The sequence below is a fragment of the Candidatus Competibacteraceae bacterium genome (assembly GCA_016713505.1).
Classification (GTDB): domain Bacteria; phylum Pseudomonadota; class Gammaproteobacteria; order Competibacterales; family Competibacteraceae; genus Competibacter_A.
The window spans coordinates 911,954-926,492 of the sequence record JADJPA010000001.1; the positions used below are offsets into that span (position 1 = coordinate 911,954).

General features: G+C 62.7%; 13 protein-coding genes. 10 read left to right on the plus strand and 3 right to left on the minus strand.

Annotated elements, in window-relative coordinates:
* Nucleotides 1-344: 344 nt before the first annotated feature.
* The 7 genes from thrH to IPK09_04220 all read left to right on the plus strand — a co-directional run bounded on the left by thrH (nucleotide 345) and on the right by IPK09_04220 (nucleotide 7,561).
* Nucleotides 345-953 (plus strand): bifunctional phosphoserine phosphatase/homoserine phosphotransferase ThrH, encoded by a 609-nt coding sequence (gene thrH, locus IPK09_04190; protein ID MBK7982816.1) that lies wholly within the window; start codon nucleotides 345-347, stop codon nucleotides 951-953.
* An 84-nt stretch (nucleotides 954-1,037) separates the two neighbouring features.
* Entirely contained in the window at nucleotides 1,038-3,035 is a 1,998-nt protein-coding gene (locus IPK09_04195; protein ID MBK7982817.1) for a VTT domain-containing protein, read from the plus strand.
* Nucleotides 3,036-3,080: 45 nt separating this feature from the next.
* Complete coding sequence (locus IPK09_04200; GenBank protein ID MBK7982818.1) at nucleotides 3,081-3,626, plus strand: hydrolase; 546 nt, start codon at nucleotides 3,081-3,083, stop codon at nucleotides 3,624-3,626.
* A 142-nt stretch (nucleotides 3,627-3,768) separates the two neighbouring features.
* Nucleotides 3,769-5,004, plus strand: coding sequence for a flavodoxin-dependent (E)-4-hydroxy-3-methylbut-2-enyl-diphosphate synthase (gene ispG, locus IPK09_04205; protein MBK7982819.1), 1,236 nt, complete (start codon nucleotides 3,769-3,771; stop codon nucleotides 5,002-5,004).
* Nucleotide 5,005: 1 nt separating this feature from the next.
* A complete protein-coding gene (gene mgtE, locus IPK09_04210) occupies nucleotides 5,006-6,457 on the plus strand; it encodes a magnesium transporter (protein ID MBK7982820.1) in 1,452 nt (483 codons plus the stop codon).
* A 37-nt stretch (nucleotides 6,458-6,494) separates the two neighbouring features.
* On the plus strand, nucleotides 6,495-7,088 hold the full coding sequence (locus tag IPK09_04215) for a tetratricopeptide repeat protein (protein ID MBK7982821.1): 594 nt from the start codon (nucleotides 6,495-6,497) through the stop codon (nucleotides 7,086-7,088).
* Nucleotides 7,089-7,123: 35 nt separating this feature from the next.
* On the plus strand, nucleotides 7,124-7,561 hold the full coding sequence (locus IPK09_04220) for a universal stress protein (GenBank protein MBK7982822.1): 438 nt from the start codon (nucleotides 7,124-7,126) through the stop codon (nucleotides 7,559-7,561).
* 54 nt (nucleotides 7,562-7,615) lie between these two features.
* Here IPK09_04220 and IPK09_04225 read toward each other — a convergent pair whose 3' ends face one another.
* The 3 genes from IPK09_04225 to IPK09_04235 form a co-directional block, all read right to left on the minus strand.
* Entirely contained in the window at nucleotides 7,616-8,512 is an 897-nt protein-coding gene (locus IPK09_04225) for a transglutaminase family protein (protein MBK7982823.1), read from the minus strand.
* A complete protein-coding gene (locus IPK09_04230) occupies nucleotides 8,509-11,058 on the minus strand; it encodes a circularly permuted type 2 ATP-grasp protein (GenBank protein MBK7982824.1) in 2,550 nt (849 codons plus the stop codon). The genes IPK09_04225 and IPK09_04230 overlap by 4 nt, the downstream gene beginning before the upstream one ends.
* A gap of 155 nt (nucleotides 11,059-11,213) precedes the next feature.
* Nucleotides 11,214-11,576 carry a cyclic nucleotide-binding domain-containing protein gene (locus tag IPK09_04235; GenBank protein MBK7982825.1) on the minus strand — a complete coding sequence of 121 codons (363 nt, stop codon included), beginning with the start codon at nucleotides 11,574-11,576 and terminating at the stop codon, nucleotides 11,214-11,216.
* A gap of 242 nt (nucleotides 11,577-11,818) precedes the next feature.
* Between IPK09_04235 and IPK09_04240 the strand changes: the two genes are divergently transcribed.
* The 3 genes from IPK09_04240 (at nucleotide 11,819) to IPK09_04250 (ending at nucleotide 14,535) form a co-directional block, all read left to right on the plus strand.
* Entirely contained in the window at nucleotides 11,819-12,913 is a 1,095-nt protein-coding gene (locus IPK09_04240; protein ID MBK7982826.1) for a cobalt-precorrin-5B (C(1))-methyltransferase, read from the plus strand.
* Between the two features lie 29 nt (nucleotides 12,914-12,942).
* Nucleotides 12,943-13,719 carry a cobalt-precorrin-6A reductase gene (locus IPK09_04245; protein ID MBK7982827.1) on the plus strand — a complete coding sequence of 259 codons (777 nt, stop codon included), beginning with the start codon at nucleotides 12,943-12,945 and terminating at the stop codon, nucleotides 13,717-13,719.
* Between the two features lie 126 nt (nucleotides 13,720-13,845).
* Entirely contained in the window at nucleotides 13,846-14,535 is a 690-nt protein-coding gene (locus IPK09_04250) for a tellurite resistance TerB family protein (protein MBK7982828.1), read from the plus strand.
* Nucleotides 14,536-14,539 lie beyond the last annotated feature (4 nt).

Here is a 14,539-nt window from a genome sequence, read left to right on the forward strand (position 1 = left end):
GCGGGAGCACGCACCCGATGAGATTTAGATTATACGAAAGTCTAGCTATTGATACAAATAATATGATTTTTGCCTCTCTTTTAAGAGGGTTTTTGAAAAAATGCCTGATTTTCGTCGGAAGGTGCGAAGCTGGCCAGCTATCCTGGCCGCGCGGTTTGGCCAACGCCGCGCCGCGCCGGGGGGATCGTCGCGTTTTCTGCCGCTCGTTGCCAGCACCAGCAGGGCGACCGGCCGGCTATTGCGAGAGCCATGGAAAAAAGGGTAGCGTTACCACCTTGACCGGCAGTGATCACACTCACATCCTCCGCCGCGCCCGCGCGGCAGGAACGCTAAAGGAGGCTTTCATGGAACTCGCTTGCCTGGACTTGGAAGGAGTCCTGGTTCCGGAAATCTGGATCAACGTCGCGCAACGCACCGGAATTGAAGCGCTGCGGCTGACCACGCGTGACATTCCCGATTACGATCAATTGATGCGGCAGCGATTGACGCTGCTCGATCAACACGGGTTGAAGCTTTCGGACATCCAGCGGGTGATCGCCGCCATGGGACCGCTGGAGGGGGCTGGCGAGTTCCTGGATTGGTTGCGCGAGCGGTTCCAACTGGTGATTCTCTCGGACACGTTTTACGAATTCGCCTTGCCGCTGATGCGCCAGCTCGGGTGGCCGACCCTGTTTTGTCACCGCTTGGAGGTGACGGACGACCGGGTGGCGAACTATATTTTGCGCCAGGCCGATTCCAAACGTCAGGCCGTGCGAGCGTTTCACGGACTCAATTTTCGGGTGATCGCCGCCGGCGATTCCTACAACGATACCGCCATGCTGGCCGAGGCCGAAGCCGGCATTCTGTTTCGACCCCCCCAAAACGTCATCGACGAATTTCCACAGTTTCCGGTGGCGCGGACTTTCGAGGCGCTGCGCGAAGAATTTCGCAAGGCCAGCCTCCGTTCGCTCTAGCGCGTCAAGGTCTCTTTCGAAACCATCTTCCGATCTCGCCGGTCCAATTCCCTCAGCTCCTCCGCACCAGCGCAAAACACCTGTATGCAATCCGAATTCGTTACCGCGCTCTTTGCCTGGATCGCCGCTCATCCAGGCTGGGTGAGCGCGGTAATTTTCCTGTCTTCGGCAGCGGAATCGCTGACCATCATCGGCGTCATCATCCCCGGCGCGTTGGTCATGTTCAGTTTTGGCGCGTTGATCGGCCTCGGCCACCTGGATTTTTGGTCGGCCTATTGGTGGTCCGCGGCGGGCGCGGTGTTCGGCGACGCGGTCAGTTTCTGGATCGGACGGGTGTTTCATCAAGGGATCCGCCGGGTCTGGCCGTTCAACAAGCACCCTGAAATGATCGTCCGCAGCGAGGAGTTCTTCCGCAAGCACGGCGGCAAGGGCGTGCTGTTCGGGCGTTTTTTCGGGCCGGTGCGCGGCACCATCCCGACCGTGGCCGGCATGATGGATATGAAATGGCGCGACTTCATGATCGCCAACGTCGTGTCGGCCGTGCTCTGGTCGCCGGCCTATTTGCTCCCCGGCATGGCGTTTGGCGCGTCGCTGGACATCGCCTCTCGGGTGGCGGGGCGGTTGGTGGTGCTGATTCTGATTGTGGCCGTCGTGCTGTGGGTCACGATTTGGCTGGTAAAGCATCTGACGCGGCTGTTTCAGGCCCATGTCCCCGGTTGGGTGCAGCGTTTTTACGGCTGGAGCCGGGGCCGCCGTTTTATCGGCCCGATCAGCGCTTCGTTGCTGGATCCGTCCCAAGGGGAACTGCGAGGTCTGGCGATCATGGCGGTGTTGCTGCTCGGCGCTATCGTGCTGGCCAGCTTGAGCCTGAGCGCGGCCGGCCAAAAATTACCGAGCGGCCTCGATCAAAGCCTCTATCACTTTTTTCAGCGGTTGCGCACGCCGTGGGCCGATGCCTTGATGGTGTTCACCGCCGGGTTGGGAGGCTATCAGGTCACCTTGCCGGTGAGTTTGGCCATATTCGGCTGGTTGATCTGGCAGCGCAGGGCGGTCGCGGCTTGGCATTGGCTGGCCGCGTTGGGGTTCGGCATGGCCAGCACCTTGTTGTTCAAGGGCCTGCTGCCGGTCTCCAGTCCCGCCGAAGTGTCGCAAGGCATCTTAGGTTATTCTTTTCCATCCAGTCATGCGACTTTCAGTGTGCTGGTCTTTGGGTTTCTAGCGGTACTGATCGCCCGCGAAATCGCTCCGACCCGCCGCTGGATCGTTTATTTGGGAGCGGCCTTCATCATCGTGCCCATCGCGTTCGCCCGCCTTTATCTGGGCGTGCATTGGCTGACCGACACGCTGGCGGGTTTGTGCCTGGGCTTGATTTGGGTCGCGGTGTTGGGGCTGGCTTACAATCACCACGCAATGGCGGTGGCGGTGCGCTGGCGCGGCTTGCTGGCTTACAGCGCGAGCGCGCTGCTGGCGACCCATTTGCTGCACGTCAGCTTCAACTTTCGCACGGATTTGCAGCGCTACGAAGCGCAACCGATGATGAAAGCGCAAGCCTTAGACTATTGGCTCAAAGAAGGAGGTTGGCGGCGACTGCCCCAGCAGCGCTTGGATTTTCGCGGCAATCGCCGGCAGGATTTTGTCTTGCAGTGGTCGGGAAGCGCGGCTGATATCGCAAAGCGCTTGCGGGAAGCCGGCTGGGAGCCCGCGCCCGCGCCCGATGTGCGGAGTATTTTGCTGTGCTTGAGCCCGCAGGTAAAACTGCGGGAATTGCCGGTGTTACCGCAAATTCACGACGGCAGCGAAGACGATTTGCGGATGGTGTATTACTCCAACGACTCGAATACCCGTTGGCTGTTGCGTTTCTGGGATGTCAATGCCCGGCTGCAAGAGGAGAAGGTACCCATTTGGGTCGGCAGCCTCAGTTTGCAGAAGCTGGAGCCGAAAATGGGGTTGTTCACCTTTGCGGTGGATGACCCGCAAACGCGAGCGCCGGCCGATTTACTGGCTCCGGCTTGGCAGGGCTTGCGAACCCGGATCGTCAAGGGTAGCCACCCTGACGAACGCATCACCTTGATTGCTGATTGATCCAACCGCCGCTTGGGGCGCGTTTGACCGTACCGGAGAAAAGCGATGCTGATGAGAGCCGAGACATCCTGTCTGCTGGTGGTGGATTTTCAGGAGCGATTGATGCCAGCGATCTTTCAAGCCGACGATGTGGTCGCAACCGGCGTCTGGTTGATTCGCATCGCCCAGCGCCTGAACGTGCCGGTTCTGGCTTCGGAGCAATACCCGCGGGGGTTGGGCCGGGCGGTCGCCGCGATTCGCGAGTTATTGCCGGCGGAGGCGTTCGTGGAGAAAATCCATTTTTCCTGCGCCGCCGAATTGGAGTGTATGCGGCGGATCGACCTGCTGGGCCGCGATCAAGTGATTTTGCTGGGCGCCGAGGCGCACGTCTGCGTGCTCCAGACCGCGCTGGATTTGCAGCTGGCCGGCAAGACCGTCTATCTCGTCGCCGACGGGGTGTCCTCGCGCTCGCCGCGCGATGTGGCGCTGGCGTTGGACCGCATGAAGGCCGAGGGCGTGCGCATCGTCAGCCGCGAGATGGTGGCGTTCGAATGGTTGCATCAAGCCGGCACCGAGCAATTCCGGGAAATCAGCCGGGATTTTTTGCGCTGATTGCGAAACGGGCGCGGCCTGCTGGCGGCTGGCGCTCGGCATGCTCAAAGAGGCCGGAGGCCCGCTTACCCCTGATGGTCTTTTTATCTCTCTTGACCGTCTCGACCAACGATTTTCCACAGCAGCTCGTGTAGGTGGATTTATGGCCCGTGCGTCTACTTTCCTCCCGCGCCGCGCCTGCGTTGCGGTCCACATCGGCGCCATCGCGGTAGGCGGTGATGCACCGGTGGTGGTGCAGTCGATGACCAACACCGACACCGCCGATGCGGCGGCGACCGCGGCCCAGGTCGCGGAACTGGCCCGCGCCGGTTCGGAGCTGGTGCGCGTGACCGTCAACACTGAAGAGGCCGCCGCCGCCGTGCCGCGGATTCGCGAGCGATTGGCGGCGCAAGGGGTCAGCGTGCCGCTGATCGGCGATTTTCATTTCAACGGCCATCGGTTGTTGGCGCACCATCCCGCTTGCGCCGAACTGCTCGACAAATACCGCATCAATCCCGGCAATGTCGGGCGCGGTAAGAAGAAGGACGAACAGTTCGCCACCATCGTCGAGCTCGCTTGCCGCTACGACAAGCCGGTGCGGATCGGCGTCAACTGGGGCAGCCTCGATCAGGAGCTGGCGGCGCGCCTGATGGATGACAACGCCCGGCGGCCGGCGCCAAGACCCGCCGCCGAGGTGATGCATGAAGCCATGATTCTGTCGGCCTTGGACAGCGCGCGGCGGGCCGAGCAGATCGGACTCGGCCACGACCGCATCATTCTGTCGGTGAAGATGAGCGGCGTGCAGGATTTGATCGGCGTCTATCGCAAACTGGCGGCGCGCTGCGACTATCCGCTCCATCTGGGGCTGACCGAAGCGGGCATGGGCAGCAAGGGCATCGTCGCCTCCACCGCCGCGTTGGCGGTGCTGCTGCAAGAGGGCATCGGCGACACCCTCCGCATTTCGCTGACGCCGGAGCCGGGCGGTAGCCGCACCCAGGAAGTGCTGGTCGCCCAGGAGATTTTGCAAGCGATGGGCTTGCGCGCCTTCACGCCGGCGGTGGTGGCCTGTCCCGGCTGCGGTCGCACCAGCAGCGATTATTTCCAACACTTGGCCCAGCAAATTCAGAGCTACTTGCGCGAGCAAATGCCGGTTTGGCGCGGCCGTTATCCCGGCGTCGAGGAATTGACCGTGGCGGTGATGGGCTGCGTGGTCAACGGCCCCGGCGAGAGCAAACAAGCCAACATCGGCATCAGCCTGCCCGGAACCGGCGAAGTGCCGGTGGCGCCGGTCTACGTGGACGGCGAAAAGACGGTCACCCTGAAAGGTGAGCGCATCGCCGCCGAGTTCCAGCAACTGGTGGCTGATTACGTCGCGCGCCGCTACGGAACCGGCGGCTAGCGTGGCCGATCCGGCGGTAGTCCCGCAGGCGTCCCATCCCAAACTGGAGGAGTTGCTGCGGCATATCGTCGCGCTGTTGGAAAAACACCGTCTGGTCGAGACGCTGGTGGAGCGCGACCAGACCAGCCCTCGCCACGAGCTGATCGAATCGCTGGTGCACCGCCAGCATCTAGTCGAGCTACAGCGCAAGTTAAGTAGCCTGCATCCGGCTGATGTCGCCTATCTTCTGGAAGCCTTGCCGCAAGAGGATCGGCTGCTGATCTGGCGACAAATCGACGACGAGCGCAGCGGCGACGTGCTGCTGGAGGTTTCGGACGCGGTGCGGGGTTCGCTGGTCGAAATCCTGGAGCGGTCCGAGCTGTTGCGGGTATTGGGCTCGCTCGACGCCGACGATCTGGCGGAATTGGCCGACACCATCACCGAGGATGTGTTGGCTGACGTATCGCGGAATCTGCCGGCGCGGGATCGTGACTGGCTGCAAACCACCATGGCCTATCCCGAGGATCGGGTCGGCCGTTTGATGAGCCAGGATGTGCTGACGGTGCGTGAGAGCCAGCGGGTCGAACAGGTGTTGCGGCTGTTACGCGGTCGGGAGGATTTGCCGCCCAACACCGACAGCCTGTTCGTGGTGGATGCCCGCCATCAACTCAAGGGGGTGTTGCCATTGCGGGCGCTGTTGCTCAACGATCCTGAACGGCCGGTCGGCGAGCTCAAACTGACCGACCCGGTGGTGTTCGACGCCGACGAGGCCGCCGATGACGCGGCGCGAGCCTTCGAGCGTTACGACCTGATATCGGCGCCGGTGGTGAACGAACGGGGCAAGTTGCTCGGGCGCTTGACCGTGGATGCGGTGGTCGACTTCATCCGCGAGGAGTCGGAGGAAGACGCGCTGAACCGGGCCGGCCTGCGCGGCGATGAAGATTTGTTCGCGCCGATCTGGGACAGTGCTCGCAATCGCTGGTTGTGGCTGTCGGTCAACCTCTGTACGGCGTTCGTCGCTTCGCGGGCCATCGGCCTGTTTGAAGGCACCATTTCCCAGATCGTCGCTCTGGCGACGCTAATGCCGATCGTGGCGGGGATCGGCGGCAATTCCGGCAATCAGACCACCGCTCTGGTGGTGCGGGGCTTGGCGTTGGGCGAGATCACCCCTGATAATAAAAGGTATCTGGTGCTCAAGGAGTTAGGCGTCGGCCTGATGAACGGATTGGTCTGGGGAGCGTGCGTCGGCTTGTTCGCTTACTTGTTATATTGGAATTTGCCGTTGGGCTTGGTGATGGCGGCGGCCATGCTGTTGAATTTGCTGCTGGCGGCGCTGGTGGGCGTGGCTATTCCCCTGATCTTGCATCGGATCGGTCGCGACCCCGCGCTGGGGTCGAGCGTATTGTTGACCTTTATCACCGACGGGATGGGCTTTTTTATTTTTTTAGGATTGGCGACGCTATTTTTAGTGTAGTGGATGAGTCTGAGCGGACTGTGGAGGCGGATACCGTATGAGCCGAAGTTTGTTAGCGGTTTGCTGTTGCGCCATTTTAGGAGGTTGCGTCGCTTTGGAGCGGTTGTCGGTTCCGGCCGCTCCAGCGCCGTCGGCGGCCCGCGCCGGGGAGATGGCCGCGCTGCCCGCGACTCCGGCGGCGGCGCCAGACTATCCGACGCCTCGCCAATCTCCCGTGGAGCGCGCGGCCCCGATGCCCGAGGCTTCGAACCGGAAACCGCCCAACGCCGATGCGGCCCATCCCGGCTTCCTTGAAGATCGTGCCCGCCAAGCCTATGAAACGGGCCGTTTGGATGTGGCGGAAGGCTATTATTTGCAATTGATCCGCCTGAGACCCAAGGATGCCGCTCCGTGGTTCCATTTGGGAAACCTCTATTCGGAACAGGGACGGTTGGATTCGGCCGAACGCGCCTACCGGGAATCGTTGCGCCGTCGCGATGATGCTCGAACCCTGCACAATCTCGGCTTATCGCAGGTCAAATTAGGCGTTGGGGCTTTGCGCGAGGCGCAAAAGCGCATGCCGCCCGACGATCCGGCACGGCGCGAGACTCAGGAGTTTTTGCGGATTCTGTTAGAATCGATAGGGAAATAAGAGGGGGTTTGCTTCAGGTTTTTTGGAGAAATGCCATGGGCTATCGACATGTTCTCTTTGCGGCCGATTTTTCCGACGAGGCGCTCAAGGTCGGCGAACGGGCCAAGGAAATCGCCCGACAGTACGGGGCGCGCTTGAGCGCGATTCATGTGGTCGAGGATGTCAATATCAGTTTGGGCGGTGGTTATGAATTGTTGCCGGTCTTGCCGGAACTGCCCGATAAGATGCTGTTGCGAGAATCGCGCGTGGCGCTGGGGCAGCTGGCGCAAAAACTGAAGCTGGAAAATGCTGACTTGTGGGTCGTCAACGCCCCTTCGACCAAAGAAGGGATTTTTGGGGCGGTCGAGAATCATCAAGTGGATTTGATCGTGGTCGGCAGCCACGGTCGCCATGGTTTGGCGCTGCTGTTGGGCTCGACCGCCAACGCCGTATTGCACGGCGCGTCCTGCGACGTGTTGGCGGTGCGGATTTGAGCGCCCGCTCGAAAGGTCGGGCGGTGGACTCTCAAACGTAAAAGCCGCGACCGTTCACGCCTCAGCATCCGGGGGGTGCTGGGGCGCCACATCCACCGAAACGTCGATCTGGTGCGAGCCGCCGCCGGTCATGACGCCGATCAGCGGCGCGACATCGCCGTAATCCCGCCCCCACGCCAGCGTGATGTGTTGGTGCTGGGGCATACAATCGTTGGTCGGGTCGAACTCCGCCCACCCCGCGCCCGGCACGTAGACCGCCAGCCAGGCGTGCGAGGCGTCGGCGCCGATCAGCTTGGGCTGGCCGGGCGGCGGAAGGGTTTCCAGATAGCCGCTGACATAACGCGCCGCCAGCCCCATGCCGCGCAGGCAGGCGATGCCCAGGTGGGCGAAATCCTGACAGACGCCGCGCCGCTGGCTTAGGACATCCTTGAGGGGCGTGGTGATCGTGGTGAAATGCGGGTCGTAGCTGAACTCACGATAAATTCGCCGGTTCAAGTCCGCCACCGCCTCCAGCAGAGGGCGGTCAGGCGGAAAACTGGATTGGGCGTACTCACCAAAAGTAGGGTGAAGGCTCACGAACGGCGAGTCCAGTTCGAACAGACGCGCCTCGATGGTTTCCGGGTCGGCACTTTCCCGCAACCTATCGCGGGCGCGCTCCCAGGGCAGCGAAGGACTCGATGGGTCGAATGGCCGGTTGGCGAGGATTTGCACCTCGGTCGCGACGTTCACTTCCAAACGCTGATGAATGTCCTGGATGGCGAAGTACAGCACTCGGTTCCCGAAAAAATCCTCCCGTTCGGCGGAGAGCGCCGGGCGCGGCTTGATGGTGATTTGGCTCGGCTGGCACAGTTGCCAGGGAGTTGGCCGGGGCAGCAGCCGGGCTTCGTTGTGACACAAGGCGACCCCGCTGCTGTAGCGATACAGGGTGCGGTGGGTGATGGTGTACTTCACGGCTGCATGGTGATGAGTTGGCGGGGGATTTCGGCGTGACTGAAATGGCTGTGGGTCAAGGCGTCCGACAGGCCGCTCAGCGGCCGGCGAATCGCTTCTAAAAGGCGGGTCAGTTCGATGCTCGAACGGGTGCTGTCGTGGGTCAAGGTGGCCAACGCTTCGATATCGGCCAGTTGCAGGGCGGTAAAAGCCTCCAGGATCAGGCGTTCCTCGGCGCTGCGGTAATGGGATTGGTCGGGCCGATACAAGCGGGCGATGTTGCGTTGGAGCCGCCGCAACTGATAGCCGACGGAGCGCGGGTTGTCGGTGTCGAACAACAACAGGTCGATGATCGCGGTCGGGTGCAGGGCCGAGCGGTAGCGGCGCCGGTAGGCGGTCAGGTTGTCGGTGATGGCCAGCACCACCTCCCACAGCGGCAAGCCGGGATTGCGAGCCGTGATGAAGGCCAGATCGAACAAGGCCAGCGTGCGCAGCACCCGTTCGAGGTAGCGACCGACATCGAAAAACAACCAGCCCTGATGGTGGGGCATGGTTTCGTAATTGAGGCCGCAGAACGCCGCCGCCAGCGTCAGTTCTTCTTCCAGCAACTCCCGAGCCTGTCGGACCCCCAAACCGGCCGGGGTATCCTGAATAATCTGCTGCAAGCGATTGAGAATCCGCCAACTGTCATCGCCCAAATGGTTGCGCACCGCGCGCCCGGTCCGCAGCATCCCGCCGAACAACGCCTGGATGTTACTGGGATGCTCGGATTCCGCCAGCAGGTTCAACAAGGCGTGCCGCAAGGCGAAGAAGCGCGCGCGCGGCGATTCCGCCACCGGCGGCACCGGGATTTTCAAGGCGTCCAGCAAGTCATCCAGGCAGCGCTCGTCGGTGTTGTCTTGCTCCCACTCCAGCAGCCGGCCGAACGCTTCGCGCAGCAGTCTGGCGGTGCCGTCGAAGCGTTCGCTGTAGCGGCCGAGCCAGAACAGATGGTCGGCCACCCGGCTCGGTAGATCGCTGCCGTCGCGGGTGACCATGATGGGTCCATACGCTTGGCGCAGCAGGCTGACGTGACGTTGTGGCGTGGGCGCCAACACCCACCAGTCCTTGCTGATCCCGCCCTTTTGCAAGGCGGCTTGCAGCGTGTCCAGCCCCGAAGACACCCGCGCCAAACCGCCCGGCATGACCCGATAGCCGTCGTCCTCGGCGACCACGAAGCCGCGCAGCAAGACCGGGCGGGGCACCAGCCGGTTGTCCTCCAGCACCGGCGCGGTCGACAGGGGCGGCGATTCCTGGCCGACGAACAAATGCGGAGCGGCTTGAATCCGTTCGATCAGCTCCCGGCGGGTTCGCTCATCTAGCCGAACCCCTTCCCAGTGCGGCTCGTTCGGCAGAATCGACCGCACCACCAACCGATCCAAGTTGGCCAAGACGTAGCTGCGATCGACCGGATTGCCACACCACCAGGTGGCTAGCGAGGGTAGCTTGAGCTCTTCGCCCAGCAAGTGACGGCTCAGTTGCGGCAGAAAAGCGCCCAACCCCGGATTTTCGACGATGGCGCTGCCCAAGGCGTTGGCGAGCGCCACACGGCCGCCGCGCACGGCTTGCAACAAGCCGGGTACGCCTGACAGGGAATCGCCGCGCAATTCCAAGGGGTCGCAAAGCGCATCGGCGACCCGACGCAGAATGACATCCACGGGCCGCAGCCCACCGAGCGTTTTCAGCCAGACCCGGCCGTCGCGCACCACTAAATCTTCCCCCTCGACCAAGCTCAGGGACAGATAATTAGCCAGATAGGCATGTTCGAAGTACACCGGACTGCTGGGGCCGGGCGTCAGCAAGACGACGTGCGGGTTTTCGGGATTGTGAGGGGCCAGGCGGGTGAGGGTGGCGCGCTCGGTTTCCAGGAAGCTGGCCAGCCGGAGCAGGGGGGCGTCGCGGTAAATCATCGGCAGGGCCCGCGCCAAGATGATGCGATTTTCCAGAGTGTAACCGGCCCCGGAGGGCGACTGAGCGCGGTCGCTGTAAGCCCGGATGACGCCGTCCGGCCCGCGAGCGAGATCGACGCCGTGAAAAATCAGCCAGCGCCGGGCTGCGGGCAAAGACTTATGACAGGCCGGAAGAAAGCCGGGGTGAGAGAAAATGAGTTCCGGGGGCAGCCAGCCTTCCCGGATGGCGGTTCGCGGGCCGTAAAGATCGGCCAGCAGCGCGTTCAGCAGCCGCGAGCGTTGCTCCAGGCCCGCTGCCAGCTCGCTCCATTCCTCGCCGGTCATCAGCAGCGGAATCGTGTCCACCAACCACAGCCGCTGCGAACCTTGGGGATCGTCGTAGGTGTTGTAAGTGACCCCGTCGGCCTGTAAAAGGCGTTGTACTTCGTTGTGGCGGCGTTCCAACTCCACACCGCCGATGTCTTCCAGCGCTTTTGCCAGTGCCCGCCAGTGAGTCCGCAGCACCCCAGGCGCCGAACACATCTCGTCGTAACCCGACGCGGGAACCGCGTAACCAGCGAGCAGGTGCTCTTCCGGCAAGCTCGGTTCAGCTTGGCAGGCAAAAGACGCATCGGTCATGAAACACTCCAGGGGCATCATAGGGCGGGGTGGCGCGCCACGAACTGGTGTGTGGCGTGTCGCGAAAGCTCGGCGGGATATCAAAAGCAATGAACATGCTTTTTCATGGCGCAACCTGGCTCGGATTCGGGGTTGGATGCCGCCTGGAAACGGCCTCAGCTGTGGAGCAAGCGGGTGGTATGGCGCAACCGGTGGGCCATCGACCGCATGACCTGAAGGGCGAAGAGCGGGGTGCGCTGAACGAGCGCCAGAAAATGCTCTCGGTTGATGGGCGCCAGCAGGCAATCGGTGCGGGCGACGGCCGAGGCGCTGCGCGGCTTGTCGTCGATCAAGGCGAGTTCACCCAGCACGCCACCCGGACCGACTGTTTCCAGAATTCGGCCGCCTTGGGTGATGTCGACTTCACCTTCGGCGACGATGTAGAGGCTGATCCCAGGCTCGCCCTCGCGAAAAATGGCCTGGCCCGCCGCAAAGGACTGATATTGTTCGATCTGACTAAAAAAGTCCTGGTTTTTCATAAGGTAGGCTGCCCGTGATGCGCGCTGCCGCGAGCGCGGGAACGAAACCCTTATCGCTTGGCAGGTCGGTTTGCTGGTACGATAATTCAGGCAGTTTAGCCGACTTTCCGGGGTCTTGATAGCGCGCCAGCCAGTGGCCCGGTCAGGTGTTGGCGGCTGGTAAATCTTGCTGCCGAGCCGAAATTCCGCTGCCTTTGAGGCGAGTCCGGCCCGTCGCTCCACTTCCGATAGCGCTTCCTTCCATGCGTCCTGAAACTGCCGAGACCGCTAAACCCTTGCGTTATGGTTTCACCACCGGCGCGTGCGCCACCGCGGCCAGCACGGCGGCCGCCAGCCGGTTGTTGACCGGGATCGCGCGGGATCAGATTGAAATTCTGTTGCCGCGCGGCCAGCGTCCCCTGTTTCGGCTGGAATACTGCCGGCTGACGGAAACGGGCGCTGAGGCGGCCACGATCAAGGATGCCGGCGACGATCCCGATGTGACGCACGGCGCCTTGGTTTTCGCTCGGGTCGCATTGAGTTCGCTTCCAGGGGCGCGCTTTCACGCCGGACCGGGAGTCGGTATCGTGACTCGGCCCGGCTTGCCCGTTCCGGTCGGCGAGCCGGCTATCAATCCGACCCCGCGCCGGATGATCGTCGAGCATTTGGCGCGCTTGAGCGACCAACAGGGTTATACGGGCGGCTTCGAGATCACCCTCGGCATCGAGAACGGCGCCGAACTGGCGAGCAAAACCCTCAATCCCCGGTTAGGCATCGTCGGCGGGTTGTCGGTGCTCGGCACCACCGGTATCGTCCGGCCGTTTTCCTGCTCCGCCTATATTGCCTCCATCCAGCAAGCCATCGACGTGGCCCGCGCCAACGGAATCATCCACATCGCCGCTTGTACGGGCGCCACCAGCGAGCAAACCCTGCGAGCGCGGTATGGACTGTCGGATCTCGCATTGATTGAGATGGGTGATTTTGCCGGAGCGGTATTGAAGCACCTGCGGCGCGCGCCGGTCCCTCAACTCAGTCTGGCCGGGGGATTCGGCAAGATCAGCAAGCTGGCGGCGGGCCATCTTGACTTGCACAGCCGCAGCTCCAGCGTGGATTTGCCCCTGCTGGCGCTGGAAGCAGCGGCGCTCGGCGCGAGTGAGGCGCTGCAAGCGGCCATGCGGGCCGCCAACACCAGCCAGCGGGCGCTGGCGCTGGCGCTGGCGGCGGGGTTGCCGTTGGGCGAGCGGGTGTGCGCGCAAGCCCGCGCCCGCGCCCGCGCCGTGTTACCGTCTGAAGTTGCGGTGGAAATCTGGGCGACCGACCGCGAAGGGCAGCCCGTCGGCCATGCCGGGTTTGCGTGAATGCGCCTTGAAAGCGGCCCGCCGCTCCCATGCGTATTTTGATTCTCGGCGGTACCGGCGAAGCGGTGAAGCTGGCGCGTGGCGTGGCGTCGGTCCACGCCGTCACTTACAGCATCGCTGGCAAGGGACGTGTGCCGGAGTTGCCTTGCGCGGTGCGAGTCGGCGGTTTCGGGGGTGTCGAGGGCTTGGCGGCGTTCCTGCGCGAGAACGGTATCGAGCTGGTGTTAGATATCACTCATCCCTATGCGGCGCAAATCAGCCGTCATGCCGCGCTGGCGGCGAGCATGACCGGGATCCCACTCTGGGCTTACCGGCGTCCGCCGTGGCAACCGCAAGCCGGCGATGACTGGCGAGTTGTCCCCGATTGGGCGGGAGTGATGGCAGCGCTCAGCCCCAGCAGGCGGCCGTTTTTCACCATCGGTTTGGAACCCTTGAGCCATGTCGCCGAAATTCCGCCCTGGCAACATTGGCGGGTGCGCTGTTTGGCGGCAACCCCGCCGGTTTTACCGCGCTTGACGGTGTTGTGCGCCACCGGTCCCTTCCCCTTGGAACAGGAGTTGACGTTGCTGCGCGATGGTCGGATCGATGCCTTAGTGGTGAAAAACAGCGGCGGTAACGCGGTCGAGGCGAAATTGCTGGCGGCGCGGCGGCTGGGCTTGCCCGTGGTCATGTTGGAACGACCGAGGTTGCCGCCGGTGGAGCCGGTGTTTGACGACGTGGAAAAGTTGGCCAGCGAACTTTTAGCGGCGAATCGCACTCCGACCCCTAAACTGATGATGCGACGGAAGGGTTGGCGAGAAGAATGAAACTGATTTTCGCCTGACGGGCATTCTGCCTTGGCGGTGGTTCGCTGGCGGGACGAGAGCGGTAAACAACCATTTTCGTGTGATAAGGTGCGGTTGCTTCAATAAATTACAGCGAGGAGAATCTCGATGGATGTCGGCTCATTGTTCGATCAGCTTTTGCAGTCGGGGCGCGACTTGGTGGCCAAGGGTCAAAATCTGGCGGAGCAGAAACTGGATATTCCCAGCGACCGCTCGCAGCGGGAGGCGACCTTGGCGAGCATGGGCAAGGGCGCGGCGATGGCGGGCGTGGCGGCGCTGCTGCTCGGCACCGGAGTCGGGCGGAGTTTGTCCGGGCTGGCGCTCAAGCTCGGCAGCCTCGGCGCGATCGGCGGGCTCGCCTACAAAACCTATCAAGACTGGCAAGCTAAGAACGCCGGCAATCAGGCCGCCGATCTGGGTGCGGGCGTCAATGCGCTCAGCGGTCCCCAGCTTGAAAAGCGTAGCCTGGCGTTGTTGAAAGCCATGATCGCCGCCGCCAAGGCTGACGGGCATATCGATGAAAAGGAACAGAGCGCCATCGACAGCTACCTGCATAAGCTCGATCTCAACCCGGAAGCCCTGCATTTGCTCAAGACGGAAATCGCCAAGCCGCTGAATGCCCAGGATGTGGCCGCGGGTGCGGATTCGCCGGCGGCGGCGGCGGAAATCTATGTGACCTCGCTGCTGGCGATCAATCTCGATAACGACCAGGAGCGCGCCTATATGGACGAACTGGCCAGAGCGTTGAAGCTGCCGCCAGGGCTGATTGCGGAGCTGCAAAATAGCGCCAAGGCGTAAGCGA